This window comes from Thiosulfatihalobacter marinus (genome assembly GCF_016019955.1).
Lineage (GTDB): Bacteria > Pseudomonadota > Alphaproteobacteria > Rhodobacterales > Rhodobacteraceae > Shimia > Shimia marinus_A.
Genome location: NZ_JAECRZ010000006.1, coordinates 116,245 through 142,106 on the forward strand (window position 1 = coordinate 116,245; position 25,862 = coordinate 142,106).

A 25,862-nucleotide genomic window follows, 5' to 3' on the forward strand; every position below is an offset into this window, starting at 1 on the left:
ATATAGGTGCGCCCATGACAGAGTTTGTGATCGAACGTTTGGGGCATCAGGGCGACGGCATCGCGCCGGGGCCGGTTTATGTGCCTATGGCCCTGCCGGGCGAAACTGTAACCGGCACGCCAGAAGGCACGCGGCTGCGCGACATGAAAGTGCTGCACCCTTGCGCGGACCGGGTGAAGCCGCCCTGCCGCCACTACCGCGCCTGTGGCGGCTGCCAGCTGCAACACGCCTCTGACGCGTTTGTTGCCGGTTGGAAGCAAACTGTTGTAAAACAGGCGCTTTCGGCACATGGGCTTGAGGCGGAGCTGCGCCCGATCATCACCTCGCCGCCACGCTCGCGCCGCCGCGCAGTGCTTTCGGCCCGCCGCACCAAAAAGGGCGCCACCGCCGGGTTTCATGGCCGCGCCTCGGGCGTGATCACTGAAATTCCCGAATGTCAGCTGCTTGACCCCGCCCTGTTGCCCGCTCTGAACGTCGCCGAGGCGCTGGCCCAGTCTGGCGCGTCCCGCAAAGCGGAGCTGAGCGTCACCGCCACCCTGTCCGGGGCCGGGCTGGACATTGCCGTGACCGGCGGCAAGCCTCTGGACGGCCCGCTGCTGTCACAGCTCGCGCAGGAGGCCGAGCGGCACGGCCTGGCCCGGCTGGCATGGGACGGCGATGTGGTCGCGACACGCAGCCCCCCCTATCAACGTTTCGGCATGGCCCGTGTTGTGCCCCCGCCTGGCGCTTTCCTTCAGGCCACACCGCATGGCCAGGCCAGCCTGCTGGCAGCCGTGCAGGACGCCGTGACCCGGGACGGGACGGGCATTGATCTGTTCGCCGGATGCGGCACCTTCACGCTGCCATTGGCCCAACGCGCGCAGATGCACGGCGTGGAAAGCGACGCCGCCATGCTGAGCGCGCTGGATACCGGCTGGCGCCAGGCCGAGGGGCTGAAGCGGGTCACAACCGAGGCGCGCGACCTGTTTCGCAATCCGATCATCGCCGCCGACCTGCGCTATGATTTCGCAGTGATCGACCCGCCCCGCGCCGGGGCCGAGGCGCAGGTCGCGGAACTGGCCAGGGCCGACATTGCCGAAATCGCCTTTGTGTCCTGTAATCCCGTCACTTTTGCCCGCGATGCCGCGACGCTGGTCAAGGCGGGATATGCCCTGGACTGGGTACAGGTTGTGGATCAGTTCCGCTGGTCAAGTCACATCGAGCTGGCCGCCCGATTTACAAGGCCATAGCGCCCGACGGCGGCATTCTTCTCTATTGAATTTTGCGTGATTGCTGTACAACGGAGTGGAAAAGAGCCGGAACACGGACAAGGGGCCCTGTCGATGCGTTGGTTAACAATTTTTCTGGTTGCGGTCGTGGCGACAGGCCTGGCCGGCTGTACCAAGTTCAAGACCTATGATGGTCCCGAGGTAACACGGGTCGTGATCTACAAGGGCGAACGCAAACTGTACCTGATGAATCAGGACACACCGCTCAAGACATATGATGTCGGGCTGGGATTCGCGCCAGTGGGTCATAAACAGGTGGAAGGTGACGGGCGTACGCCGGAAGGTGAATACACCGTTGACCGCCGCAACCCGAACAGCGAATTCTACCTGTCCGTTGGAATCTCCTATCCAAACGAGGCCGATCGCGCCTATGCCCGTTCTATCGGCGAGTCACCGGGTGGCGACATTTTCATTCACGGACGGCCCCTGAAATACCAGAACGGCAAAAACGACTGGACCGCGGGCTGCATCTCGGTAAGCAACAGTGAGATACGCGACATCTATGCCATGGTGCGCAACGGCACACCGATTTCCATTTATCCCTGACCGGGGGCCTGCGGCATTCCGCTCCGCCCCATCACCAGCGTCCACCAGATCTTGCCGCTCTTTTCCTGGAACCAGGCAAATCCCAGATCATTCGCAGCCGGATCCAGGATCACGGCCCGCGTGTCGTCCTGCTCCATCCATGCGGCCAGCGTTTCCATCTCGGTTTCGTAGGTCTCCGAGATATTCTCGCCGACCAGATTGCCCTGATACCCGACACGCTGCACCCGATCCAGCGGGCTGGACCCATCCGACCCGAAATGCCAGGGACGGTTCTGAAGCGACATGTCGCGCGAATGCGTCGCGGCGGCGGCGTTCAGCGGCGCGTTCAATTCAACCGGCCCGGCGCCAGATGCCTGCCGCAGGATATTTATCGAATCCAGAACGCGATACTGGATCTTCGACGTTGCCCCCGAAGAAATCCGGTATTGCTTGCCCCCGCTGGTGCCTGTCGTCCCGCAAGCCGCCAAGCCAAGCATGGCGACCAGAAGTATGGCAATAGAACGCATGATGCCCCCGCGTGTCCGAATTCGCTGTCCGATTGGTCTACCCTTGCGGCGTTGCCTTGAAAACCCACTTCAACGCAACCTTGCCACCTGTCCCCGGATTGATTTGCGACTGCGGCTTTCCCGCAATATCATCGACTCCTCAGAAAAATCCGCTTTGCAGGAGGTTCGTCATGACGAATGGACAGACGCCAGGCCTTGGCCGGCGCGCGTTCCTGGCCTCGGGTGCCGCGTTTTTGGGCGCCCCGGCTCTGGCGCAGACGGAATCCTCGACAACCGAGATTGAGAGCGACCTGAACGAAGCAGTCGTTCGCAATATTTCCAGCTTTCGGGCGATGGATTGGCGCCCTTATTTCTCCAATCTCAGAAACGGCGCGGTTCTTGCCGACATCACATCCCGCGCAGTGCATTACTGGTCCGAAGACGGGTCGGTTTACAAGCTGTACCCGTCCTCGGTTCCGCTGACCGAAGACCTGACCCGGCGAGGACGGACCTCGATTGTGCGCAAGGTGGAAGGCCCCAGTTGGCGCCCGACCCCGGCAATGAAAAAGCGCAACCCGGAATGGCCCGATTACGTAGGGCCGGGGCCGGACAACCCGCTGGGCACACATGCGCTTTACCTGAGCTGGACGTATTACCGCATCCACGGAACCCAGGACACACGCAAGATCGGCCGCCGTTCCTCAAATGGTTGCATCGGTCTTTATAACGAACATATCTCGCAATTGTTCGAACTGACCAAGGTGGGCACGCAGGTGTTGCTAATATGACGACATCTGGACAGCAAGACTCCGATTTCCCTAAAGTTGGGTTTGCAAATACGGTTTTTTTGCTGTTTAGACATGACTACGAGGTAAGTCTTGGGTGCTTGGCGTCGTCCTCTTTTGTGACGCCGGGCGAAATCTGGAGGATACTATGAAGAAACTCGTTCTCGCTGCCGCGCTGACTGCTGCTGCTTCGACCGCGTTCGCCGGTTCGGTCGCTGATCCGGTTATTGAACCCCCGGTCATTGAAGAAGCCGCTTCCAGCTCGAACGCCGCCATCTGGGTCCCGCTGATCCTGCTGGCCGTTGTTGTGGCTGCAGCTGCATCGTAATTTACGATCGGCTCATGCTAAAAGAGAAAGGCGGAACATTGCGTTCCGCCTTTTTCACTTTTCAGGGCCTGTGAACAGGCGCCTCAGACAACCCAGCCCCCCAGGTTTTCCGCGATGATCTCTGAAAGCGCCGCAATATGTGCGTCGTCGTCGTTCAGGCATGGAATATAGGTGAAGTGTTCGCCGCCGGCGTGCTCAAAACTTTCCCTTATCTCTTCGTTGATCTCTTCCAGCGTTTCAATGCAGTCCGATGAAAAAGCAGGTGCCACGACGGCGATGCTTTTCTTGCCCTCTTCTCTGGCAAGCCGCGCGACTTCTTCAACAGTGTAGGGGCGCAGCCAGTCTTCGGGACCGAATTGCGACTGGAACGTTGTTGTCAGTTCGGTGCTTTTCCAACCCAGACGCTCTTGCAGCAGGCGCGTGGTTTTCTGGCATTGGCAGTGATATGGATCACCTTCCATCAGGTAGCGCTTGGGCATCCCGTGATAGGATACGACCAACAGTTCGGGCCGCTTTTGCGCGCCGGCATAGGCACGCTCGATCGATGCCGCCAGCGCCTCGATATACGCCGGATGCTCGAAATAGGCGGGGACTGTGCGGGCGGCGGGCTGCCATTTTTCGTCCATCAGGGCGCGAAAGAACTGATCATTCGCGGTTGCTGTCGTCGCGCCCGCATATTGTGGGTAAAGCGGGAAAAACAGGACGCGCTCGCACCCCGCGGCCACCATTTCGCGCAGCTTGGCGCGGGTCGCCGGATTACCATAGCGCATACAGAAATCCACCATGACCTGATCGCCAAAACGGTCTTTCATTTCCGCTTCGATTTTCCGGGTCTGATTTCGCGTGATGGTCATCAGCGGGCTTTCATTCCGCTGCTTGTCCCAGATCGATTCATAGGCCTTGCCGCTTGAAAACGGGCGTTTTGTCAGGATGATCAGTTGTAGAATGGGCTGCCATTTCCACCAAGGGTAATCGATAACCCGTTTGTCCGACAGGAATTCGTTCAGATACCGGCGCATGGGCCAGTAGCTATGGTCATCCGGGGTGCCAAGGTTGGCGATCAGGATGCCTGTTTTTCCGCGGGCCACGTTCGGGTGATCTGCGGGTGCGTGAGGGGGGCGGGTGGCTGATGTCATGTGGTCCTGTTGATCCATTGTCGCTGTCGCGAGTGGCAATTAATCCTTGGGCAGCTTGATTTCCGACGCGCCCAGCGCATCCGCCAGGCGCGTGACAGCAGATCCGGGGCGCAAAGGTTGCGGCTGGCTGCTGTCGGGCGCCCAGCCCGTCAGATGTATCATTTCAAAAGTCGCGGGTATTCTGCCGTCGGTCATGAATTCACTTACGTAGATTTCGGCGGCGCGGATCATCACCGCGCGGCGCGTCGGGTGTTTGACACGCCCGGTCAGGGCGTTGCCTTCACCCATGGCGCGCAGGTCATGCATCAGATTCCAGGGTGTTTCATAGGTAGCCGTCAAAGGCATCGCATCGGCCACCGGCAAGGCCAGCCCGGCGCGCTGCATCAGGCCACCCATATCCCGGATCTCGGCCATGGGGGCAACGCGCGGCGAAAGCCCGCCAGTGATCTCGACCTCGGCCTGTCCCAATGCGCTGCGCAATTCGTGCAGGGTGCGGCCCCCAAAAGCAACCGCCAGGAAAAGCCCGTCGGGCTTCAGCGCGCGTCGGCACTGAATGATCTGCCCTACCGGATCGTTGGCCCAGTGCAGCGACATGGCGTGAATCACCAGATCATGCGCGCCGGGGGTCAGGCCCAGCACCTCGTCATCCGGCACAATGCGGGCATTTGGCACGCAGCGCGCCCAGATATCGGCAAAACCTGTCACGATGGCGGGCGCTGTAAACGCCTTGTTAACCATGCTCAGGCGATCCTGCACATCCGCGATGGCCGTGTCGTGCAGGAACATGCCCGTTTCCCGATTCGCGCGGGCGCGGTTTCGGTGCAAGGCGGCCTGGTCGGTGATCTGGGGGGCATTCTGCATGGCGCGGACAATAGTGCGATGATTTCCAAGATTCAAACTGCGTTGAAGGTTGTTTATCCACCGCGTTGCGTAAATTGCGGCGACATGGTGGACAGCGATTTCGGGCTGTGCGGGAAATGCTGGGTCGACACGCCGTTCATCGGTGGCCTGGTGTGCGACGCCTGCGGCACGCCCCTGCCTGGGTCGGGGGACGGGCACAGGGATTTATGCGACGATTGCCTCGCGCATCCCCGCGCCTGGCAAAGCGGCCGCGCAGCGGTGATATATGAAGGTGTTGCGCGCAAGCTGGTGCTGGCGCTGAAACATGGCGACCGGCATGATATCGCCCGGCCCGCTGCCAAGTGGATGGCCGCCGCCGCCCGCCCGATCCTGGTGGACACCATGATCATTGCCCCGGTGCCGCTGCATTGGCGCCGCATGGTCGCGCGGCGCTTCAACCAGGCCGCCGTGCTGGCGCGCGCGCTGAGCGAGGAACTGGGCCTGCCCTGGTGCCCCGATCTGTTGCAACGTCACCGCCATACCGCCAGCACTCAGGGTCTGGGGCAGGTCCAGCGCCACGAATCGCTTTGTGGGGCGATTCGCGCGCATCCCCGGCGCCTGCACCGAATTGCGGGCCGCCCGGTCTTGTTGATTGATGATGTCATGACCACCGGCGCCACATTTTCCGCCGCCACGGCCGCCTGCCGGGCGGCGCGGGCCGCCGAAGTTCATGTGCTGGCACTGGCGCGCGTTGCAAATGATGCCTAAATCCCTCACAACCGCGCAAAGTCAGGGGAGACACGGATGCAGCCTGTCGAAATCTACACCAGCCCGCTTTGCGGGTTTTGCCATGCGGCCAAGCGGCTTCTGACACAGAAAGGTATCGCGTTTTCCGAGATCGATGTGTTCCAGAACCCCAGCCGCAAGCCCGAGATGATTCAACGCGCCAATGGCGGGCGCACGGTGCCGCAGATCTTTGTCGGGGAGACCCATGTCGGCGGCTGTGACGACCTTTTTGCACTGGAGCGCGCCGGCAAGCTGGACGCGCTTTTGGCACGCTGATGTCCGTGCGCGCCGCCCTGTTGCAGATGACATCGTCGGATGATCCGGCGGACAACTTGCGTACCGTGTCGGACATGTTGCGCGACGCCCGAGCCAACGGCGCCCGTTTTGCGCTGACGCCCGAAGTGACAAATTGCGTTTCGACCAGCCGCAGCCACCAGAACGCCGTGCTGCATTTCGAGACGGACGACCCGACGCTGGCCGGCCTGCGCGCGCTGTGCGCGGAACTGGGCATCTGGCTGTTGATCGGAAGCCTTGGGCTGAAGACGGGCGATGCGGATGGACGATTTGCCAACCGATCCTTTCTGATCGACGACACCGGGGCAATCGTGGCCCGGTATGACAAGATTCACATGTTCGATGTCGGTGTGACGCCGGAAGAGACCTATCGCGAATCCGACGGGTTCCGCCCCGGCACGCAAGCGGTTGTCGCGGATACGCCGTTTGGCAAGGTCGGGATGACGGTGTGCTATGACGTGCGCTTTGCGCATCTGCACCGCGCGCTGGCCAAGGCAGGTGCGCGGATCCTGACGGTTCCGGCGGCGTTTTCACATGTGACCGGCGCGGCCCATTGGGAAGTTTTGCTGCGCGCGCGGGCGATCGAAACCGGATGTTTCGTCCTGGCCCCCGCGCAAACCGGGCAGCATGAGGCCTCGCGCGGGCAATCACGCCGCACACACGGCCATTCTCTGGCCGTCGCGCCGTGGGGCGAAGTGTTGCTGGACGCGGGAACAGCGCCGGGGGTTGCATATGTTGATCTTGACCTCGATTTGGTGGACAAGGCCCGCAGAAAGGTTCCCGCACTGACGCATGACCGGGAATTCACGGCCCCTGGATGAGCGACAAGAACGGCCTGGCCATTACCCTGTTCGGCGAGATCCTGATGGCGGATCAACTCGCCCGGTCGCGCCTGTCCAAGGCGCTGCCCAAGGGGATGGAACTCTCGCATTTCTCTGTTCTGAACCATCTGGACCGCGCCAATAGCGAACGCAGCCCGGCGCAGCTTGCCAAGACGTTCCACGTCACCCGAGGCGCGATGACCAACACGCTGGGCAAACTTGAGCTGGCCGGGTACGTGCATATTCGCCCCGATTGGGACGACGCGCGGCGCAAGATGGTGGCGATCAGCCCGGCAGGACGGCGCGCACGGGACGCGGCGCTGGCCGGTATCGCGCCGATGATCGGGGAAATCGTTGACCGGCTGGGCGAAGAGCGGGTGCGGGCGGCGCTTCCGATTCTGCGCGAATTGCGGCTGCGGCTGGACGAGGACAGCTGAGCCGTCAGGCCGGTTTCAGGCTGCTTGTCACGTAGTTCACGCTGAGGTCGCGGGGCGAGATCGACCAGCTCCAGCTGACCGGATTGAACACAAACCCCTTGCGATCCACCGGCGTGACCCCGGATTGTTCGAGCAAGGCAAACAGCTCGTCCGGCGTGATGAACTTGTGCCATTCATGCGTGCCCCTTGGCAGCCAGCGCATCACGAACTCGGCACCGACAATGGCGACGGCAAAGCTTTTGGGGTTGCGGTTGATTGTCGAGCAAAGATGTAACCCGCCCGGTTTCAGCAATTGCTGACAGGCGGTGAGATATGACAGCGGATCGGCGACATGTTCGACGACCTCCATGTTCAGCACGATGTCGAACTGTTCGCCCGCCTCCGCCAGCGCCTCGGCTGTGGTGTGGCGATAATCGATGTTCAGACCGGATTGCTCGGCATGAACCTGTGCCACCGGAATATTACGTTCAGCGGCATCCGCGCCAACAACGGTGGCCCCAAGCCGCGCCATGGGCTCTGACAGAAGGCCGCCGCCACAACCGATATCCAGCAGCCGCAGCCCGGTGAACGGCATGGGTTGGCCAAGGTCGCGATTGAACTCGGCCGCAATCTGGGACGTAATGTAATCAAGACGGCACGGATTCAGCATGTGCAGCGGCTTGAACTTGCCCTTTGGATCCCACCATTCGGCAGCCATGGCTTCGAACTTGGCAACTTCGGCGGGATCAACTGTGGTCTGAGAGGCTTGCATTTTCACTCATCCGTGGTCATTTGGGCTGTCCCAACCAATATAGGAAGGACATGGACAGAAACTCGGGCCAAAAGCGCGCAGTGCACTACCTTTATCCTCCGGTCGAGCCCTTTGACCAGAGGCAGATGGACGTGGGCGATGGCCATATTGTCTATTACGAACAATCCGGCAATCCGGATGGTTTACCGGTGATTGTCGTGCATGGCGGCCCCGGCGGCGGCTGTAGCCCGGCCATGCGGCGCTACTTTGATCCCAAGGTTTATCGAATCATCCTGTTCGACCAGCGCGGCTGTGGCCGGTCGCGCCCCCATGCCAGTGTCACCGCCAATACAACCTGGCATCTGGTGGCCGACATGGAGCGCATTCGCGCGGCGCTTGGGATCGATACATGGATCGTGTTCGGTGGCAGCTGGGGCGCGACGCTGTCGTTGCTGTACGCCCAGGCACACCCCGAATCAACCGTTTGCCTGATCCTGCGCGGCGTCTTCCTGATGCGGCAAAGCGAACTGGACTGGTTCTATGGCGGCGGGGCGGGCCATTTCTGGCCAGAGCCGTGGAAACGCTTTGTCGGGCTGATCCCCGAAGAGGAACGCGGCGACCTGATCGAAGCCTATCACCGCCGCCTGTTTTGCGGCGACCGCGCCACCGAGGTGAAATTCGCGCGATCCTGGGCCAGTTGGGAAAACGCGCTGGCATCAGTGTACTCGACCGGGTCAGGCGGCGAGCCGCCCGCGGATTATGCCCATGCCTTTTCGCGGCTGGAAAACCACTATTTCCGCAACAAGGGGTTTCTGGAAACGGACGGGCAGATCCTGGCCAATATGGACCGAATCCAGCACATACCCGGATATATCGTGCAGGGCCGGTATGACATGATCTGCCCGCCGCGCTCGGCCTTTGAACTGGCCGAACGGTGGGAGCGCGCGACGTTGCGCATCATCCGCAATGCGGGCCACGCGCTAAGCGAGCCGGGGATAAGCGCCGAGCTGGTCCGAATCATGGACGAATTGGCGCGACGCTAGGAAAACGACTGGACAAGCGCGCGACAAGCGCGTCTGAATTGGGTCCGGAATTGGAAATGGAGCATCCAAATGGCGCGCATAAGCCGACGTAGCCTTCTGACCAGCGGTGCCGCCGCCGGTGTGCTGGCGGCCTCGGGCATGGCGCTGACGGCTGCGCCGCGTCAGGGCGGGATATTGCGTGCCGCCGTGGGTGGCGCCTTTACCGATGACTCGTGGGATAGCCGTGGACATTCCGGGCTGTTCATGATGGTGGCGGCCCATGGCATGGTGTTCGATTGCCTGACCGAGGTCGGCCCGGACGGGGCGCTGCGCGGTGAACTGGCGGAAAGCTGGCAGGCCAGCGCGGATGCGCGGGTCTGGACATTTGATTTGCGCAAGGATGTGACTTTTCACAACGGCAAATCCTTTGGCGCCGATGACGTGCTTGAAACCATGGCGCTGCATATGGGCAGGCAGTCGGCCTCGCCCGCCGCACCGCTGTTGTCGGCGGTGCAAGACCTGCGCAAGCTGTCCGACACACAGGTTCAGTTTCACCTGTCCGCGCCGAATGCCGATTTTCCGTATTTGATGGCGGATTATCACCTGATCATCTATCCCGCCGGCTATGTCGAACTGGCGATGATGAACGGGATCGGAACCGGGCTTTACCGCGTTGAAAACTTCGAGCCGGGCCACCGGCTGCGCGCGCGGCGCGTATCGTCGCATTACAAGGGGGCCTCGGCCGGTTTCTTTGACGAGGTTGAACTTCTCGCGCACAACAATGCGGACGCACGAACAGGCGCACTGGCCCAGCGCGACGTGGACGTGGCCGCGCAACTGCCCCCGCAAACCGGGCGCGACTCGCTGGCCGGCGGGGTGCACCTGCACAGGGTTTCCGGGAACCGGCATATCGGATTTGCGCTCGACAGTTCGACCGCCCCGTTCGACAAGGCCGATCTGCGCAGGGCGCTGAAGATCGGGATCGACCGGACCGCGTTTCTGACGGATGTGCTGGGCGGGCACGGACGGATCGCACAAGACAGCCCGATCGGCCCTGCCAATCACTATTTCGCCGCCGATCTGGCACCGGTTCCCCATGACCCGGATCATGCGCGGTACCTGTTGCGAAGGGCCGGTATCGACGGGGCGGTTCTGCACATGACGGGGTCTGCCGCAGAGGGCACGGCACGCGCAGGGGCGGCGTTTCAGTCGCAAATGCAGCGGCTTGGCCTGACAACCGATCTGGCCGCGCAACCCGCGCACGGAACCGTTCGGGCGGCGCAGTCCTCTGGCCGGGCAACCGAGGATTGGGTTTTGTCGACCTATCTGGCACCCGGCGCGGCGTGGAATTTCGGCCAGTGGGAAGATCCGCGTTTCAAATCGCTTCTCCTGTCCGCCCGTTCCGAACTGGATGGCAATCGCCGCCGGGCGCTGTATCGCGACCTGCAACATTTGTTGCGCGACGAAGGCCCGATCATCGTGCCGGCCTTTGCCGATCACGTTTTTGCCACCCGCGATACGCTGGGCAAACCCGCAACTCTGGGCAACCTTTGGGCGCTGGACAATGCCCGGCTGGCAGAGCGTTGGTGGCGCGTTTGACGCGCTGAACAGAACGGGGTTGCAGACTCGCACATGGAAGCGTATATCCCCCTCAACAGCGGCGCGTTCGGGTCCTGACCTGACGCTCCACCGGGAAAGTTCGACGGGCCGCACGCCCGTTTTTTTGTGCTTGGACCACGCGATATGAGTGACCTGATTGCCAAGTCGGCGATAGACCGCAAATTGGCCGAGATCGTTTCCCCCGTCATCGAGGACATGGGATTCGAGCTGGTGCGCCTGCGCCTGATGGGCGGCAATACGCACACGCTTCAGATAATGGCCGAACGGCCCGAGGGCGGTATCGAAGTGGACGACTGCGCCCAGATTTCGAATGCCGTCAGCGCAATTCTGGATGTCGAGGATCCGCTGTCGGATTCTTATGTGCTGGAAGTTGGCAGCCCCGGAATCGACCGCCCCCTGACCCGGATCAAGGATTTCGAGACCTACGAAGGCTACGAAGCCAAGGTCGAAACAAGCGATCTGATCGATGGGCGCAAGCGGTTCAGGGGTGTGTTGGCCGGGGTCGAAGGCGACGAGGTGCTGATCAACATTCAGGACAAGGGCGAGCCCATCACCGTTGGTCTTCAGTTCGACTGGCTGGCCGATGCCAAGCTGATGATGACCGACGACCTGATCAAGGAAATGCTGAAGGCCCGCAAGGCGGCCGGAACGCTGAACGAAGACGACTTTGACGAGATCGAGACCGAAGAGTCCGAGGAGGAATAAGAATGGCAATTACCTCTGCAAACCAGCTGGAACTGCTCCAGACAGCCGAGGCCGTGGCCCGCGAAAAGATGATCGACCCCGGTCTGGTGGTCGAGGCGATGGAAGAGAGCCTCGCCCGCGCGGCCAAATCGCGTTACGGCGCCGAAATGGACATACGCGTGTCGATAGACCGCAAGACCGGCAAGGCAACGTTTACCCGCGTGCGTACAGTGGTCGAAGACGACGCGCTTGAGAATTATCAGGCCGAGTTCACAGTGGATCAGGCCAAGCAGTACATGGAAGATCCCAAGGTGGGAGACACCTTTGTGGAAGAGGTTCCGCCGGTGGAAATGGGCCGGATCGCGGCACAATCGGCCAAGCAGGTCATCTTGCAGAAGGTGCGCGAAGCCGAACGGGACCGCCAGTACGAGGAATTCAAGGATCGCGCCGGCACCATCATCAACGGTGTGGTCAAGCGCGAGGAATACGGCAACGTCATCGTCGATGTCGGCCGGGGCGAAGGCATCCTGCGCCGCAACGAGAAAATCGGCCGCGAATCGTATCGTCCGAATGACCGTATCCGCTGTTACATCAAGGACGTGCGCCGCGAGACCCGTGGCCCGCAGATTTTCCTGAGCCGCACCGCGCCGGAATTCATGGCCGAACTGTTCAAGATGGAAGTGCCGGAAATCTATGACGGCATCATCGAAATCAAGGCCGTGGCCCGCGATCCCGGTTCGCGCGCCAAGATCGCCGTGATTTCCTATGATGGCTCGATCGATCCCGTGGGGGCCTGTGTGGGTATGCGCGGCAGCCGTGTTCAGGCCGTCGTGAACGAACTTCAGGGCGAAAAGATCGACATCATCCCGTGGAACGAGGATCAGCCAACCTTCCTGGTGAACGCGCTGCAACCGGCGGAAGTGTCAAAGGTGGTTCTGGACGAGGAAGCCGGCAAGATCGAAGTGGTTGTCCCGGACGAGCAACTGTCGCTGGCGATTGGCCGCCGCGGCCAGAACGTGCGTCTGGCCTCGCAGCTGACAAATCTTGATATCGATATCATGACCGAGGCCGAGGAATCCGAGCGTCGCCAGAAGGAATTCGAAGAGCGCACCGCGCTGTTCATGGAAACCCTGGATCTGGACGAGTTCTTTGCCCAGTTGCTGGTGTCCGAAGGCTTTACCAACCTCGAAGAGGTGGCTTATGTCGAGGTGGACGAACTTCTGGTGATCGACGGTGTGGACGAAGACACGGCAAACGAGCTTCAGGCCCGTGCGCGCGACTTCCTGGAGGCACAGGCCAAGGCGGCGCTTGACACTGCCCGTGCTTTGGGCGTCGAAGACAGCCTTGTGAATTTTGAGGGCCTGACGCCACAGATGATCGAGGCGCTGGCCAAGGACGGTGTTCTGACCCTTGAAGATTTCGCAACCTGTGCCGATTGGGAACTGGCCGGAGGCTGGACCACGGTAGACGGCGAGCGCGTCAAGGATGACGGCCTGCTAGAGCCTTTCGGAACATCGCTGGAAGAGGCGCAGGATATGGTGATGACCGCGCGCATCGTGCTCGGCTGGGTGGACCCCGAGGATCTGATCGCTCAGGAGCAGTCCGAAGAAGGTGACGCCGCGGACGGCGAAGCAAAAGAGGAGACCGGGGCCTGATCTCAGGCCCCGGGGGCACGACATGGGACGCGGTGGGCGACCCAACGACCGGAGCGGCGAACCGGAACGCAAGTGCATCGTGACCGGAGAGGTTGCGCCGCGCGTCGAACTGGTGCGGTTCGTGGTCGGACCCGATGACCAGATCGTGCCGGATATTTTCGGCAAGCTGCCCGGACGCGGCATCTGGATCCGGGCGGATCGCGATGCCATCGCCAAGGCGGCGCACAAGGGGCTGTTTTCCCGCGCCGCCAAGACTCGGGTGGCGGCGCCCGAAGGGCTGGTTGATGAGGTCGAAAGACAACTGGTACGCCGCGTTGTCGAGCTGATCAGTCTTTCCAGAAAATCGGGAAGCGCCATCGCCGGTTACGAAAAGGTAAAGGACTGGCTGATCAAGGATCAGGCGGAAGTTCTGCTTCAGGCATCGGATGGTTCCGAGAGAGGCAAAAGCAAGTTGCGACCGCCAGATGACGGCGCACATATCGACTGGATGACCGCCTTTGAATTGGGTTTGGCATTTGGGCGACAAACTGTGATACATGGGGCGCTTGCGTCTGGTGGACTCACTCTACGTGTTGTAGAGGAGGCCCAAAGATTAAAAGGCGTTCGCGGAATTACGGTGGCAGGGGCCATCGGAAAGGAAAAGACGGCCAGATGAGCGATAACGACGGTAAAAAAACCCTGGGTCTGCGTGGCGGCAACCGGTCGGGCAATGTGAAGCAAAGCTTCAGCCATGGCCGGACCAAGAATGTCGTGGTGGAAACCAAGCGCAAACGTGTTGTGGTTCCCAAACCCGGCGCCGGGAAACCGGGTGCATCTTCTGCGAAGACGCCCGGAGGCGATCCGGCGCGACGCCCAGCCGGAATATCGGATGCGGAGATGGAGCGCCGCCTGAAGGCATTGCACGCTGCCAAGGCGCGTGAAGCCGACGAGGCAGCGGCACGCGAAGCCGAGGAAAAGGCACGCGCCGAAGAGCGCGAACGCCGTCGGCAAGAAGCCGAGGAAAAAGAACGCGAGCAGCGCGAGGCCGAGGAAAAGGCCCGCAAGAAAGCCGAAGAAGAAGACCGCAAGCGCGCCGAGGAAGAGGCCGCGGCCAAACGTGCCGAAGCCGAAGCCGCCGCTGCCGTCTCACAGCCAACGACAGAACCTGCCGCGCGCAACCCCGGTGCGGGCAAACCCGCTCCGGCGGCGACCCCGCGCAAGCAGGATCGTGAACGCGATCAACGCTCGAACCGGGGCAAGGGACGCGACGATGGCCGCCGTTCCGGCAAGTTGACGCTGAACCAGGCGCTTTCGGGCGAAGGTGGGCGGCAGAAATCGCTGGCTGCCATGAAGCGTAAGCAGGAACGCGCGCGTCAGAAGGCGATGGGCGGCCCTGTGGAGCGCGAAAAGGTGATCCGCGAAGTACAGCTGCCCGAAGCGATTGTCGTGTCGGAACTGGCCAACCGGATGGCAGAGCGCGTGGCTGACGTGGTCAAGGCGCTCATGAACATGGGCATGATGGTCACGCAGAACCAGACGATAGACGCTGACACCGCGGAACTGATCATCGAGGAATTTGGCCACAAGGTTGTGCGCGTTTCGGATGCCGATGTCGAAGATGTCATTTCCGATGGCGACGACACGGAAGAGGATCTTCAGCCGCGACCGCCGGTGATTACCATTATGGGTCACGTCGACCATGGCAAGACCTCGCTTCTGGACGCGATCCGCGATGCCAAGGTGGTTGCCGGCGAAGCGGGCGGGATCACTCAGCATATCGGCGCCTATCAGGTGACAACCGACAGCGGCGCGGTTCTGAGCTTTCTTGACACACCGGGCCACGCGGCATTTACGTCGATGCGATCGCGTGGTGCTCAGGTTACAGACATTGTTGTTCTGGTTGTGGCGGCCGACGATTCGGTGATGCCGCAGACGATCGAAGCGATCAACCACGCCAAGGCCGCGCAAGTGCCGATGATCGTGGCGATCAACAAGATCGACAAACCTGCGGCCGACCCGGACAAGGTGCGGGCCGAATTGCTGCAATACGAAGTCATCGTCGAGAAGATGTCGGGCGAAGTGCAGGATGTCGAAGTATCCGCAATCACCGGACAGGGGCTGGACGAACTTCTGGAAGCCATTGCGCTCCAGTCGGAAATCCTTGAACTCAAGGCCAACCCGGATCGCGCCGCGCAAGGTGCCGTGATCGAGGCACAGTTGGACGTGGGTCGCGGCCCGGTTGCAACCGTTCTGGTTCAAAAGGGCACGCTACGCCAAGGCGATATCTTTGTCGTGGGCGAGCAATACGGCAAGGTCCGCGCGCTGATCAACGACAAGGGGGAACGCGTGGAAGAGGCCGGGCCTTCGGTTCCTGTCGAGGTGTTGGGCCTGAATGGCACACCCGAAGCGGGCGATGTTCTGAACGTTACCGAGACCGAGGCGCAGGCCCGTGAGATTGCCGAATATCGCGCCCAGGTCGCCAAGGACAAGCGCGCCGCTGCTGGTGCCGCCACGACGTTGGAACAACTGATGGCCAAAGCCAAGGAAGACGAGAGTGTCTCGGAACTTCCTATTCTTGTGAAGGCGGATGTTCAGGGCTCGGCCGAAGCTATCGTTCAGGCGATGGAAAAGATCGGCAACGACGAAGTGCGAGTCCGCGTGCTGCACTCGGGTGTTGGCGCAATCACCGAGACCGATGTTGGCCTTGCCGAGGCATCCGGCGCCCCGATCATGGGTTTCAACGTCCGGGCCAACGCCTCGGCGCGAAATACAGCCAACCAGAAAGGTGTGGAGATTCGCTACTATTCGGTGATCTATGACCTCGTGGATGACGTGAAAGCCGCCGCATCTGGCCTTCTGAGCGCGGAAATCAAGGAAAACTTCATCGGGTATGCCGAGATCAAGGACGTGTTCAAAGTCTCGAATGTCGGCAAGGTTGCCGGCTGTCTTGTGACCGAGGGCATTGCGCGTCGCTCGGCCGGCGTGCGCCTGTTGCGTGACAACGTAGTGATTCACGAAGGTACGTTGAAGACACTCAAGCGCTTCAAGGATGAAGTTGCCGAGGTGCAATCCGGCCAGGAATGCGGCATGGCGTTCGAGAACTACGACGATATTCGCCAAGGCGATGTCATCGAAATCTTCGAGCGCGAAGAAGTCAACCGTACGCTTGACTAGAAAAAAAGAGGGGCGCTTGCGGCGCCCCTCATTTTCGTTTTGTCCCGTGAGATCGGTGAATGATTATCTATTGGCAGACGTGATTGGCTTGCCGGAGTAGATCGCGTTACCCACGCGAACGGATATCCGACCACCAGGCAAAGCCTTCACAAAGGTTCCTTGAATGGAAACCCTGCTGCTCACTGTTATTGTCCTAAGCATGTCAAATATCCCCAGTAGTTTGACAGTTCGGATTTGGTCCTTGTGCTAAAGCGCGGCATCCGCAAAGATGTCACACTAACGTAAAAGTAACGTAACTTTTTGTTCGTGAGAAGAACAAGTTCCCCACAAACACGCACAATATATCGCGTTTACGCACAAAATGTAGGCGTTTTCACTAGATCCAATCTCTAATTATGGGGATTAGCGGAATATCCGCCGGCGGCATCTTGAATTCCCGCAGGTTTTCAGGCCGAGCCCAACGCAACGCCTGCCCCTCTTGAGAGGTTGGTATGCCCGCCCATTTCCGACAGACAAACAGCGGCATCAGAAGGTGAAAATCATCATAGCTGTGCGACGCGAAAGTCAGCGGCGCAAGGCAACTTGCCCATGTGTTGATCCCCAACTCTTCCTGCAATTCCCTGATCAGCGCCGCTTCCGGCGTTTCACCGGGCTCCACCTTGCCGCCCGGGAACTCCCATAGGCCGGCCATCGATTTGCCGGCCGGACGCTGCGCCAACAGCACTCGGCCGTCTACGTCAACAAGCGCTACGGCAGAAACCAGAACTGTCTTCATGAACGATAGTCAGCGTTGATCGTTATATATCCGTGCGTCAGATCGCAGGTCCAGACGGTTGCCTCCCCTGAACCAATCCCAAGATCGACGGAAATCACCAGGTCCTGGTTCTTCATATACGCCGCGCCAAGATCTTCCCTGTAACCGGGCGAAACCCAGCCTTGTTCGGCCACCAGAACATCGCCAAAGCTGATCGCCAGCAAATCACGATCTGCTGCGGCGCCACTCTTGCCGATTGCCATGACCACACGGCCCCAATTCGGGTCTTCACCGGCCACCGCCGTTTTTACCAATGGCGAATTTGCAATCGCCAACGCGTGCGTGCGGGCATCGGTGTTGGACGCGGCGCCCGTTACTCGAATTTCCAGAAACTTCGTCGCCCCTTCGCCGTCGCGCACGACCTGATGCGCAAGGTCAAGCATAACGTCGTGCAGCGCAGCGCGAAACGGCCCGTCATTGGATGTGACTTGAACGCCCGACGCCCCTGTCGCGGCAAGCAAAAGCGTGTCGGATGTCGATGTGTCGCTGTCAACGGTGATGTTGTTGAACGTCAAGTCCGTCAGTTCGGACAACATCTTCTGTAGCAACGCTTGCTCGACCCCGGCATCGGTAAAGATGTAAACCAGCATGGTTGCCATATCCGGCGCGATCATGCCCGATCCTTTGGCAATCCCGGCTATGTTTACAGTCTTGCCGTCGATCTCTATCGACGCTCCGGCCCCTTTGGCAAAGGTGTCGGTTGTGCGTATGGCCTCGGCCGCCTCGCGGATCGCGGTTTCAGACAGGGCCGCCGCCAGTTCGTCAAGCTTTGCCGTGATCCGACCATGCGGCAGCGGCTCGCCGATCACACCGGTCGACGAGGAAAACACCCGTGCCTGGGGCAGCTTCAGGCATTCGGCCACGGCCCCGGTCACTGCATCCGTGGCCTCGGCACCGTTGCGGCCGGTAAACGCGTTTGCGTTGCCCGCGTTCACAATGATTGCCGCGCCCTCTTCACTGTGTGCTCCGATCTTGACCTGGCAGTCCAGAACCGGGGCCGACCGTGTCGAGGATTTGGTGAAAACCCCCGCCACGGCGCTGCCCGGCGCCAACCGGGCCAGCATGACATCTTTGCGCCCCTGATACCTGATCCCGGCGGCAGCCGCGGCATATTCCGCCCCCTTGACACGCGGCAGATTGGGAAATTCAGCGGGCGCCAGCGGCGAAACATGCGTTATCTTGGCCATGGTCAGTTTCCGGGTTCGTCCGCTTCAAGCAAATCGCTGCGCTGGATCAGTGTCGGGTCGATCCCCTCGGCGCCGGACAGATCTATATCTGCTTGCGTGGACAACTGGGTGACAAATGCATCCACGGCATTGGTCTGAACTTCGTTCATAAGCTCGTCGCGGACATCTTCCAACGATGGGGCCTGTGTCTGGCGCATATCGTTGAGAGAGATGACGTGCCAGCCGAACTGGGTTTCCACAGGTTGAGAAATCTCGCCCACGTTCAAGGCCGCCACTGCAACTTCGAATGGCTCAACCATCTGGCCCTTGCCAAACCATCCAAGTTCTCCGCCCGAAGGACCGGAAGGCCCGGTGGATTTCATCTTGGCCATTTCGGCGAAATCCGCACCATTTTCCAGCTCGGCCCGGATTGCAACGGCCTCTTCCCGGGTTTCGACCAGAATATGCGATGCATTGAATTCCGCCGCGCCCTGGTAGTCGGCATATTTCGCGTCGTAAGCGGCCTGGATATCGTCTTCGCCAAAGGCTTGGTCAGCCAGGAACGCTTGCAGCACCTCGGCCGCCAGAAGCGCGCGCCGTTCATTGGTCAGCGCGATCTCAACGTGGCGTGGAACGTCACCCTGCAACGCCTGCGCAAGCGTTGTCTGTTGCACCAGTTGATCCAGAATACCCCTGAACAGAACCTCCGGCGGCAACGTCTGATACTGCTGAGGCAAAGCACCACGGACGGCGATCATCTCGCCCAATGTGATCTCTTGGCCGTTCACTTGCGCCATGACCGTGTCAATGCCCGGTGCATCTTGCGCCATCGCGGGCGCGGCCAGAGCAACGGCCAATACGGTGGGGCGTAGCAATTCGAGGAGTTTCGACATCGTTTAGTCCTTGGTTGGAGCCGCGCGGGAAGGCGACGTTGACACTGTTACTAACGCCGCTTACATCGCTTTGAGGCCGAGGCAAACAGGTAGTTTGCCCGTTTTTATGGGTGGCGGGCCGGGTCGGCAAGCAAATGCCTAGCGATAAGTGTCAACGAAGGACAAATCATATGCTCGGAATGGGAAAACTTGCCAAAAAGGTATTCGGGACACCGAACGACCGCAAGGTCAAGGCAACAAGCCCTCTCGTAGCGAAGATCAACGCTCTGGAGCCGGATTTCGAGAAGCTGTCGGATGACGAAATCAAGGCCAAGACGGTTGAGCTGGCCGAGCGCGCCAAGGGCGGGGAAGATCTTGACGAAATCCTGCCCGAGGCGTTCGCCAACTGCCGCGAGGCGGCGCGGCGCGCGCTTGGCCTTCGGGCCTTCGATGTGCAGTTGATGGGTGGCATCTTTCTGCATCAGGGCAATATTTCCGAGATGAAAACGGGCGAAGGCAAAACCCTGGTGGCCACGTTTCCGGCCTATCTGAACGCGCTCACCGGCAAGGGTGTGCATATCGTGACCGTCAACGATTACCTCGCCCGTAGGGATGCCGATTGGATGGGCAATGTTTTCGCCGCGCTTGGCATGACAACCGGCGTGGTTTACCCACAACAGCCGGATGACGAAAAGCGTCAGGCCTATGCCTGCGACGTGACCTATGCCACCAACAACGAGCTGGGCTTTGACTATTTGCGCGACAACATGAAAGGCGAGCTGCGCGAGATGTCGCAGCGCGATCACTACTTTGCCATTGTGGACGAGGTGGACAGCATCCTTATCGATGAAGCGCGTACGCCGCTGATCATATCGGGGCCGGCCCAGGACCGCAGCGATCTTTATGTCGCCATCGACAAAATTATCCCCGAGCTTCAGGACGAACATTTTACCTTGGACGAAAAGACCCGCAACGTCACGTTTACTGACGACGGCAACGAGTTCCTGGAAGCGCAGCTTCAGGCTCGGGGATTGTTGCAGGAGGACCAGAGCCTGTATGACCCCGAAAGCACCACCATCGTGCATCACATCAATCAGGGTCTGCGCGCGCACAAGCTGTTCACCAAGGACAAGGACTATATCGTACGCGACCGCCAGGTGGTGCTGATTGACGAATTCACCGGGCGCATGATGGCCGGACGCCGCCTGTCCGACGGCTTGCATCAAGCCATCGAGGCCAAGGAAGGCTGCGATATTCAACCCGAGAACGTGACGCTCGCCCAGGTGACGTTCCAGAACTATTTCCGCCTTTATGACAAGCTGGCAGGCATGACGGGCACCGCTGCGACAGAGGCAGACGAATTTTCCGAGATCTATGGTCTTGGAGTGGTCGAAGTGCCCACCAACCGCCCCGTGGCCCGCCAGGACGACGATGACGCGGTTTATCGGACTGCGCGCGAGAAATACGATGCCATCGTCGAGACAATCAAGGAAAGCAACGCCAAGGGCCAGCCGATGCTGGTTGGCACTACCTCGATCGAGAAATCCGAATTCCTGTCGGAGTTGCTGACCAAGGCCAACATCAAACACAACGTTCTGAACGCGCGCCAACACGAACAAGAAGCCCAGATCGTGGCCGACGCAGGCAAACTGGGCGCGGTGACCATCGCCACCAACATGGCCGGGCGCGGAACCGACATCAAACTTGGCGGGAACGTCGAATTCAAGGTTCTCGAAGCCATCACGGCAAACCCGGAAGGCGACCACGAGGCAATTCGCGCGCAGATCGAACAGGGCCACAAGGCCGACGAGGAAGCGGTCAAGGCCGCTGGCGGCCTGTTCGTGCTCGCCACGGAGCGGCATGAAAGCCGGCGGATTGACAACCAGCTGAGGGGGCGTTCGGGGCGGCAGGGCGATCCGGGTCGCTCGGCATTCTTCCTAAGCCTGGAAGACGACCTGATGCGCATCTTCGGTTCCGAAAGGCTCGACAAGGTGCTGTCGACCCTGGGCATGAAGGACGGAGAAGCCATAGTGCACCCTTGGGTGAACAAGTCGCTCGAACGTGCACAGGCCAAGGTTGAAGGCCGCAACTTTGATATCCGAAAACAGCTTCTGAAGTTTGATGACGTGATGAACGATCAGCGCAAGGTGATCTTCAGCCAGCGTCGCGAAATCATGGAAGCCAAGGATCTGTCTGAAATCGCTCAGGATATGCGCCATGACGTGATTGCCGACCTCATCGAACAGTATATGCCGCCCAAGTCCTATGCCGATCAGTGGGATACCGAGGGCCTGTACGCCGCATGCATCGAAAAACTGAGCCTTGATGTGCCAGTGATCGAATGGGCCAATGAAGAAGGTGTGGACGACGAGACCATCCGGGAACGGCTGGAAAATGCCGCCGACGAGATGATGGCCAAGAAAGCGTCAAGTTTCGGTCTTGAAGCCATGCGCATGGTGGAAAAGCAGGTTTTGCTTCAAACCATTGACAGCAAATGGCGCGAACATCTTCTGATGCTGGAACATCTGCGCTCGGTGGTCGGATTCCGGGGTTATGCGCAGCGGGATCCGCTGAACGAGTACAAGAACGAGGCCTTCCAGCTGTTCGAACACATGCTGGACAGTCTGCGCGAAGATGTGACGGCAACCTTGTCACGCATTCGCCCGATGACAGAAGAAGAGCAGCAGCAGCTTGCCCTGGAAATGAGTCAGCAACGGCAGGTCGTGGAAGATGCGGCCGCCCAGTCTGTTGCGGCCCAGACCGCGGCCCCCGCTTTGGCGGATGCCGCGCCGGGATTTGACGAAAATGATCAGTCAACCTGGGGTAATCCGGGCCGGAACGAGCCCTGCCCCTGTGGCTCGGGCAAGAAGTTCAAGCATTGCCATGGCCGGCTGATCTAGCCACAACAGGCCAGACAAAGATCAAAAGGGCGCCATATGTGCGCCCTTTTTTGTTGGGATGGTCATGTCGCGGGGCAGTAAATGGTTGGAGCGCGAAATGGCGATAATGAAGAACGTATACCGTAGATATGCCCTTGCAGGCGCAACATTTTCTGTTGCGATCTCAATCGGATTTTTCATGCAAAGCACCGAGGCCAGCCAGGCTGTAATCGCCCCCGCAGCGTCCCAGGCAGCACGTGTTACGCTGCCAGAGAAAGCAGGACTGCCCGGCGCACTCAGCGCGCCCAGAACATCCTCTGCCCGTCTTTTGCCGACTCTACCTCAGGATCGCTCGCCCGATGCATCGCTGCCGGAACAACCCGTTGTGCTTGTCGTTGCCAAGGACCCGCCGGTAGGATTGCTGCCGCAGGAAGAAGCCGCGCCCGCTCCGGGCTGCGAATCCGCATTGCAGGCGAATCCCCTGGCTGCCGCCATGGTCGAGTTGCGCCTGGACGCCCCGTGCCAGGCAGGGGAGCGCGTGACATTTCATCATGCCGGCCTTCGGTTCACCGAAACGGTCGGATCTGACGGTAGCCTGATTGTATCGGCCCCGGCGCTTGCCCAGAACGCCATGTTTGCAGCCGTGTTTCCCAACGGCGATGGCGCGGTGGCAACGGCTCGTGTAGACGCGTTGGCATTCTACGACCGGGTCGCAATCCAGTGGCAAGGGCAAGGCGGGCTTGAGCTGCACGCGCTTGAATTCGGGGCCGGGTACGGTGAGTCCGGACATGTCTGGAGCGGCGCCCCACGCGACAGCCTGGCCGTGATCGACGGCTCGGGCGGGTTTCTTGTTCGTCTGGGCGATACAAACCTTGCCGAACCGCAATTGGCGCAGGTATATACTTTCCCTTCAGGCTCGGTACAGTCGCCGGGGACCGTGCAAATGAGCATCGAGGCCGAGATTTCAAAGGCAAACTGCGGTCAAAGCGTCAAGGCTCAGTCCATAGAATTGCAGGTTGGCCGCGTGGCCGCGATTCATGACTTGATGCTGGAAATTCCCGGTTGTGAGGCCTCGGGTGAGTATCTTGTGTTGAAAAACCTGCTACAAGACCTGAAGATCGCGCAGAACTGAGATTTCGGATCAGGACGGAACATGTTGAACCTTCGTGCGGCGACTCTCGCCGCACTTTTCCTATTTGTGTACGCTTTTCCGGCTATCTCGCAGGATGTCACGCTGACATCCCAGGACGGGCGGGTTGAAATCACCGGCACCTTGCGGGGATTTGACGGTGAATTCTATCGTGTGGACACCGTCTATGGTGAACTCACCGTGGATAGTACGGGCGTTCAATGCGAAGGGCCGGGCTGTCCGAATCTGGTAAACTTTGTCGCCGACGTGACCATCTCCGGCTCTTCCACCATGGCGGAAATTCTGATGCCGGCTCTGCTCGAAGCCTTTGCACAGCGCGAGGGCTTCAACGTGGAGCGGATCAGCCAAAGCGTGACCCAGTTTGAGTACACCCTGACCGACAGGGGCACAGGCCAAAAGGTGGCCCGGTTCCGGTTTCATGCCAGCAATTCTGACGAGGGTTTTGCAGATCTTCTTGCCGATGAGGCGGACATCGCCATGTCGCTTCGCGAAATTCGGCCGCGCGAAGCTCAACTGGGCTACGAGGCCGGTCTGGGCGACATGACAGAGCCCAATCGAAGCCGCGTTCTTGCGCTGGACGGCATGGTGCCGATTGTCGCCACAAGCAACCCGGTCACTGCAATGTCGTTGAACCAATTGGCACGCGTTTTCGCCGGAAAGATCACCAACTGGAAGGATTTGGGGGGGCCGGATGCACCGATCGGTCTGCACTTGATGCAACCGCAATCCGGGCTGGCCCAGGCGGCGGAAGACCAGTTGATGGCCCGCGCCAAGTTAACCTTTGCTGACGGTATCATCCGCCATTCCCGAAATGTTTCCCTTGTTTCCGCTGTAAGCCGCGATCCCTTTGCGATCGGCATTGCCAGCTTTGCCGATTCAGGCAATGCAAAAAAGCTGACCTTGACGGGCAGCTGCGGCTTTTCGCTGGCGGCATCAAGGCGGTCGATCAAAACCGAGGATTATCCGCTTAACGCTCCGATGTTTCTGTATTTTCCTGCCCGCCGACAGCCCAAGCTGACCCGCGATTTCCTGTCTTACACGCGCAGCCCGTCGGCACAGATCGTGATCCGGCGGGCGGGTTTCGTGGACCAGACCGCCGAGGAAATACCGATCAATCTACAAGGCGATCGATTTGCAAACGCCATCGCCGCAGCCGGAGAAGAGGTGCCACTTTCTGAGTTGCAGCGCCTGATCCAGACCTTGGGCCCCCTGCAACGGCTGACGACCTCTTTCCGGTTTCAAACCGGGTCTTCAAGGCTGGACGCCCAGTCCCGTTCGAATGTGCAACAGCTGGCGCGGGCGGTCGAGGCGGGGCATTTTGATGCGCGACGCCTTGTTTTTGCTGGATTTTCCGATGGCGAAGGGCCAGCAGCCGGCAATCGGGAAATCGCCCGCAAGCGCGCCATGGCCGTGCGGGATGCGGTGCTGGCCGCAGCCGAGACTGCCAACCCGGATCGCCTGAACCTGGAGGTTGTTGCCTTTGGCGAGGCGATGCCCATGGCCTGCGACGACAGCGCCTGGGGGCGGCAGGTGAATCGGCGCGTCGAAGTGTGGGTGCGTTAAAGAAATCCCTCGGATCGAAAGCTGAGTTCGCGCGATTTTCCGATGATAAGGTGATCGTGCAGCGCTATCCCCAAGGCTTGCGCGGCGGCGTTGATCTTGTCGGTCATGTCGATATCGGCATCCGAGGGCGTGGGATCGCCGGAAGGGTGATTATGCACTAGAATCAAGGCACTGGCGTTCAGTTCCAGTGCCCGTTTTGCCACCTCCCGAGGATAGACCGGGACATGGTTGACGGTGCCCCTGGCCTGCTCTTCGTCGGCGATCAGAGTGTTTTTCGTATCAAGGAACAACACCCGGAACTGTTCCGTGACGCGATGCGCCATGGTGGTGCGGCAATAGTCCAAAAGCGCGTCCCAGCCCGACAGGACATGGCGCTGCATCACCCGCGCGCGCGCCAGACGATGGGCGGCCGCCTCGACGATCTTCAACTCGGTCACAACGGCCTCGCCAACGCCCTTGACCTGGGTCAGGCGCAGAAAGGGGGCGGACAGGACACCATTGAAATCCCCGAATGTTTCCAGAAGGTTATGAGCCAATGGCTTGACATCCTGGCGCGGTATGGCGCGGAACAGGACCAGTTCAAGCAATTCGTAATCCGGCATCGCCTGTGCGCCACCGGACAGGAACCGCGCCCGCAGCCGCTTGCGATGATCGGCAATATAGGAGGGTGTCCGCCCGTTGGGCAGTTGAGTGGCCGGCGCCTCGTCGCTTGAAAACAGCGACAGCGGCTTTTCGGCAAAGGCGGGCGGATCGGACATGCGGGAACCCTGCCAAAACTCGGTAAACGAAACCTTAAAAACCAAATTCGTTAACGCCGGAACCAACGTC

General features: G+C 60.3%; 25 protein-coding genes. 17 read left to right on the forward strand and 8 right to left on the reverse strand.

Translation table 11 applies throughout. The features are described from left to right. The first annotated feature begins 14 nt into the window (after positions 1–14). Both I3253_RS10940 and I3253_RS10945 read left to right on the forward strand, forming a co-directional pair. Positions 15–1,229 (forward strand): class I SAM-dependent RNA methyltransferase, encoded by a 1,215-nt coding sequence (locus I3253_RS10940; RefSeq protein WP_197917699.1) that lies wholly within the window; start codon positions 15–17, stop codon positions 1,227–1,229. 93 nt (positions 1,230–1,322) lie between these two features. Continuing rightward, complete coding sequence (locus I3253_RS10945; protein ID WP_197917700.1) at positions 1,323–1,814, forward strand: L,D-transpeptidase family protein; 492 nt, start codon at positions 1,323–1,325, stop codon at positions 1,812–1,814. Here the strand turns inward: I3253_RS10945 and dalA are convergent. Continuing rightward, a complete protein-coding gene (gene dalA, locus I3253_RS10950) occupies positions 1,805–2,323 on the reverse strand; it encodes a divisome-associated lipoprotein DalA (protein ID WP_408647813.1) in 519 nt (172 codons plus the stop codon). The two genes, I3253_RS10945 and dalA, sit on opposite strands and share 10 nt — an antisense overlap. A gap of 167 nt (positions 2,324–2,490) precedes the next feature. Here dalA and I3253_RS10955 point away from each other — a divergent pair, with 167 nt between their 5' ends. Both I3253_RS10955 and I3253_RS10960 read left to right on the forward strand, forming a co-directional pair. Next, complete coding sequence (locus I3253_RS10955; protein WP_197917702.1) at positions 2,491–3,087, forward strand: L,D-transpeptidase; 597 nt, start codon at positions 2,491–2,493, stop codon at positions 3,085–3,087. A gap of 145 nt (positions 3,088–3,232) precedes the next feature. Further along, positions 3,233–3,412, forward strand: a complete 180-nt coding sequence (locus tag I3253_RS10960) for a hypothetical protein (RefSeq protein WP_197917703.1) — start codon at positions 3,233–3,235, stop codon at positions 3,410–3,412. 83 nt (positions 3,413–3,495) lie between these two features. Here the strand turns inward: I3253_RS10960 and hemH are convergent, their stop codons facing one another. Then, positions 3,496–4,548: a ferrochelatase gene (gene hemH, locus I3253_RS10965; RefSeq protein ID WP_197917704.1), complete on the reverse strand. Its 1,053-nt coding sequence runs from the start codon at positions 4,546–4,548 to the stop codon at positions 3,496–3,498. A gap of 39 nt (positions 4,549–4,587) precedes the next feature. Next, positions 4,588–5,409, reverse strand: coding sequence for a methyltransferase domain-containing protein (locus I3253_RS10970; RefSeq protein WP_197917705.1), 822 nt, complete (start codon positions 5,407–5,409; stop codon positions 4,588–4,590). Positions 5,410–5,427: 18 nt separating this feature from the next. Between I3253_RS10970 and I3253_RS10975 the strand changes: the two genes are divergently transcribed. Genes I3253_RS10975 through I3253_RS10990 form a run of 4 tightly spaced genes read left to right on the forward strand, consistent with a single transcriptional unit; the run spans position 5,428 to position 7,726 of the window. After that, on the forward strand, positions 5,428–6,156 hold the full coding sequence (locus I3253_RS10975) for a double zinc ribbon domain-containing protein (protein ID WP_197917706.1): 729 nt from the start codon (positions 5,428–5,430) through the stop codon (positions 6,154–6,156). Positions 6,157–6,192: 36 nt separating this feature from the next. After that, positions 6,193–6,450: a glutaredoxin 3 gene (gene grxC / locus I3253_RS10980; RefSeq protein ID WP_197917707.1), complete on the forward strand. Its 258-nt coding sequence runs from the start codon at positions 6,193–6,195 to the stop codon at positions 6,448–6,450. A 5-nt stretch (positions 6,451–6,455) separates the two neighbouring features. Beyond that, positions 6,456–7,289: a carbon-nitrogen hydrolase family protein gene (locus I3253_RS10985; protein ID WP_197917840.1), complete on the forward strand. Its 834-nt coding sequence runs from the start codon at positions 6,456–6,458 to the stop codon at positions 7,287–7,289. Beyond that, the gene (locus I3253_RS10990) at positions 7,286–7,726 is read left to right on the forward strand and encodes a MarR family winged helix-turn-helix transcriptional regulator (protein WP_197917708.1); all 441 of its coding nucleotides are present in this window, start codon (positions 7,286–7,288) and stop codon (positions 7,724–7,726) included. Before I3253_RS10985 ends, I3253_RS10990 begins: the two co-directional genes overlap by 4 nt. Positions 7,727–7,730: 4 nt before the next feature. On the opposite strand, the gene ubiG is transcribed toward I3253_RS10990, so the two are convergent. Continuing rightward, positions 7,731–8,477: a bifunctional 2-polyprenyl-6-hydroxyphenol methylase/3-demethylubiquinol 3-O-methyltransferase UbiG gene (gene ubiG / locus I3253_RS10995; protein ID WP_197917709.1), complete on the reverse strand. Its 747-nt coding sequence runs from the start codon at positions 8,475–8,477 to the stop codon at positions 7,731–7,733. 50 nt (positions 8,478–8,527) lie between these two features. Here ubiG and pip point away from each other — a divergent pair, with 50 nt between their 5' ends. From pip to infB, 6 genes are all read left to right on the forward strand, one after another. Next, positions 8,528–9,499, forward strand: a complete 972-nt coding sequence (pip, locus tag I3253_RS11000; RefSeq protein WP_197917710.1) for a prolyl aminopeptidase — start codon at positions 8,528–8,530, stop codon at positions 9,497–9,499. A 69-nt stretch (positions 9,500–9,568) separates the two neighbouring features. Beyond that, the gene (locus I3253_RS11005; protein ID WP_197917711.1) at positions 9,569–11,077 is read left to right on the forward strand and encodes an ABC transporter substrate-binding protein; all 1,509 of its coding nucleotides are present in this window, start codon (positions 9,569–9,571) and stop codon (positions 11,075–11,077) included. Between the two features lie 144 nt (positions 11,078–11,221). Continuing rightward, on the forward strand, positions 11,222–11,803 hold the full coding sequence (gene rimP, locus I3253_RS11010) for a ribosome maturation factor RimP (protein ID WP_197917712.1): 582 nt from the start codon (positions 11,222–11,224) through the stop codon (positions 11,801–11,803). 2 nt (positions 11,804–11,805) lie between these two features. Further along, positions 11,806–13,437, forward strand: a complete 1,632-nt coding sequence (gene nusA, locus I3253_RS11015) for a transcription termination factor NusA (RefSeq protein ID WP_197917713.1) — start codon at positions 11,806–11,808, stop codon at positions 13,435–13,437. A 22-nt stretch (positions 13,438–13,459) separates the two neighbouring features. After that, positions 13,460–14,092, forward strand: coding sequence for an RNA-binding protein (locus I3253_RS11020; protein WP_197917714.1), 633 nt, complete (start codon positions 13,460–13,462; stop codon positions 14,090–14,092). After that, the gene (gene infB / locus I3253_RS11025; RefSeq protein WP_197917715.1) at positions 14,089–16,590 is read left to right on the forward strand and encodes a translation initiation factor IF-2; all 2,502 of its coding nucleotides are present in this window, start codon (positions 14,089–14,091) and stop codon (positions 16,588–16,590) included. The genes I3253_RS11020 and infB overlap by 4 nt, the downstream gene beginning before the upstream one ends. 376 nt (positions 16,591–16,966) lie before the next feature. Here the strand turns inward: infB and mutT are convergent, their stop codons facing one another. The 3 genes from mutT to I3253_RS11040 are packed head-to-tail and all read right to left on the reverse strand — an operon-like array spanning position 16,967 to position 19,463. Further along, positions 16,967–17,365 carry an 8-oxo-dGTP diphosphatase MutT gene (gene mutT / locus I3253_RS11030; RefSeq protein ID WP_197917716.1) on the reverse strand — a complete coding sequence of 133 codons (399 nt, stop codon included), beginning with the start codon at positions 17,363–17,365 and terminating at the stop codon, positions 16,967–16,969. Then, entirely contained in the window at positions 17,362–18,591 is a 1,230-nt protein-coding gene (gene argJ, locus I3253_RS11035; RefSeq protein ID WP_197917717.1) for a bifunctional glutamate N-acetyltransferase/amino-acid acetyltransferase ArgJ, read from the reverse strand. The genes mutT and argJ overlap by 4 nt, the downstream gene beginning before the upstream one ends. 2 nt (positions 18,592–18,593) lie before the next feature. After that, positions 18,594–19,463, reverse strand: coding sequence for a peptidylprolyl isomerase (locus tag I3253_RS11040; RefSeq protein ID WP_197917718.1), 870 nt, complete (start codon positions 19,461–19,463; stop codon positions 18,594–18,596). A gap of 170 nt (positions 19,464–19,633) precedes the next feature. Here I3253_RS11040 and secA point away from each other — a divergent pair, with 170 nt between their 5' ends. The 3 genes from secA to I3253_RS11055 all read left to right on the forward strand — a co-directional run bounded on the left by secA (position 19,634) and on the right by I3253_RS11055 (position 25,034). Next, the gene (gene secA, locus I3253_RS11045; protein ID WP_197917719.1) at positions 19,634–22,342 is read left to right on the forward strand and encodes a preprotein translocase subunit SecA; all 2,709 of its coding nucleotides are present in this window, start codon (positions 19,634–19,636) and stop codon (positions 22,340–22,342) included. A gap of 178 nt (positions 22,343–22,520) precedes the next feature. After that, positions 22,521–23,453: a translocase gene (locus tag I3253_RS11050; protein ID WP_197917720.1), complete on the forward strand. Its 933-nt coding sequence runs from the start codon at positions 22,521–22,523 to the stop codon at positions 23,451–23,453. A 21-nt stretch (positions 23,454–23,474) separates the two neighbouring features. Then, positions 23,475–25,034, forward strand: a complete 1,560-nt coding sequence (locus I3253_RS11055) for a substrate-binding domain-containing protein (protein WP_197917721.1) — start codon at positions 23,475–23,477, stop codon at positions 25,032–25,034. On the opposite strand, the gene radC is transcribed toward I3253_RS11055, so the two are convergent. After that, positions 25,031–25,792: a RadC family protein gene (radC, locus tag I3253_RS11060; protein ID WP_197917722.1), complete on the reverse strand. Its 762-nt coding sequence runs from the start codon at positions 25,790–25,792 to the stop codon at positions 25,031–25,033. The two genes, I3253_RS11055 and radC, sit on opposite strands and share 4 nt — an antisense overlap. Positions 25,793–25,862: the final 70 nt, after the last annotated feature.

Excerpts from the sequence above, each read along its gene's own strand:
- nusA (WP_197917713.1), top strand. The coding sequence starts at position 11,806 with ATGGCAATTACCTCTGCAAACCAGCTGGAACTGCTCCAGACAGCCGAG.
- I3253_RS11055 (WP_197917721.1), top strand. The coding sequence starts at position 23,475 with ATGTTGAACCTTCGTGCGGCGACTCTCGCCGCACTTTTCCTATTTGTG.
- I3253_RS11005 (WP_197917711.1), top strand. The coding sequence starts at position 9,569 with ATGGCGCGCATAAGCCGACGTAGCCTTCTGACCAGCGGTGCCGCCGCC.
- ubiG (WP_197917709.1), bottom strand. The coding sequence starts at position 8,477 with ATGCAAGCCTCTCAGACCACAGTTGATCCCGCCGAAGTTGCCAAGTTC.
- argJ (WP_197917717.1), bottom strand. The coding sequence starts at position 18,591 with ATGGCCAAGATAACGCATGTTTCGCCGCTGGCGCCCGCTGAATTTCCC.
- I3253_RS10970 (WP_197917705.1), bottom strand. The coding sequence starts at position 5,409 with ATGCAGAATGCCCCCCAGATCACCGACCAGGCCGCCTTGCACCGAAAC.
- I3253_RS10960 (WP_197917703.1), top strand. The coding sequence starts at position 3,233 with ATGAAGAAACTCGTTCTCGCTGCCGCGCTGACTGCTGCTGCTTCGACC.
- I3253_RS10945 (WP_197917700.1), top strand. The coding sequence starts at position 1,323 with ATGCGTTGGTTAACAATTTTTCTGGTTGCGGTCGTGGCGACAGGCCTG.
- hemH (WP_197917704.1), bottom strand. The coding sequence starts at position 4,548 with ATGACATCAGCCACCCGCCCCCCTCACGCACCCGCAGATCACCCGAAC.
- I3253_RS11050 (WP_197917720.1), top strand. The coding sequence starts at position 22,521 with ATGCAAAGCACCGAGGCCAGCCAGGCTGTAATCGCCCCCGCAGCGTCC.
- secA (WP_197917719.1), top strand. The coding sequence starts at position 19,634 with ATGCTCGGAATGGGAAAACTTGCCAAAAAGGTATTCGGGACACCGAAC.
- radC (WP_197917722.1), bottom strand. The coding sequence starts at position 25,792 with ATGTCCGATCCGCCCGCCTTTGCCGAAAAGCCGCTGTCGCTGTTTTCA.
- I3253_RS10990 (WP_197917708.1), top strand. The coding sequence starts at position 7,286 with ATGAGCGACAAGAACGGCCTGGCCATTACCCTGTTCGGCGAGATCCTG.
- I3253_RS10975 (WP_197917706.1), top strand. The coding sequence starts at position 5,428 with ATGATTTCCAAGATTCAAACTGCGTTGAAGGTTGTTTATCCACCGCGT.
- I3253_RS11040 (WP_197917718.1), bottom strand. The coding sequence starts at position 19,463 with ATGTCGAAACTCCTCGAATTGCTACGCCCCACCGTATTGGCCGTTGCT.
- grxC (WP_197917707.1), top strand. The coding sequence starts at position 6,193 with ATGCAGCCTGTCGAAATCTACACCAGCCCGCTTTGCGGGTTTTGCCAT.
- mutT (WP_197917716.1), bottom strand. The coding sequence starts at position 17,365 with ATGAAGACAGTTCTGGTTTCTGCCGTAGCGCTTGTTGACGTAGACGGC.
- I3253_RS11020 (WP_197917714.1), top strand. The coding sequence starts at position 13,460 with ATGGGACGCGGTGGGCGACCCAACGACCGGAGCGGCGAACCGGAACGC.
- rimP (WP_197917712.1), top strand. The coding sequence starts at position 11,222 with ATGAGTGACCTGATTGCCAAGTCGGCGATAGACCGCAAATTGGCCGAG.
- I3253_RS10940 (WP_197917699.1), top strand. The coding sequence starts at position 15 with ATGACAGAGTTTGTGATCGAACGTTTGGGGCATCAGGGCGACGGCATC.
- infB (WP_197917715.1), top strand. The coding sequence starts at position 14,089 with ATGAGCGATAACGACGGTAAAAAAACCCTGGGTCTGCGTGGCGGCAAC.
- I3253_RS10955 (WP_197917702.1), top strand. The coding sequence starts at position 2,491 with ATGACGAATGGACAGACGCCAGGCCTTGGCCGGCGCGCGTTCCTGGCC.
- pip (WP_197917710.1), top strand. The coding sequence starts at position 8,528 with ATGGACAGAAACTCGGGCCAAAAGCGCGCAGTGCACTACCTTTATCCT.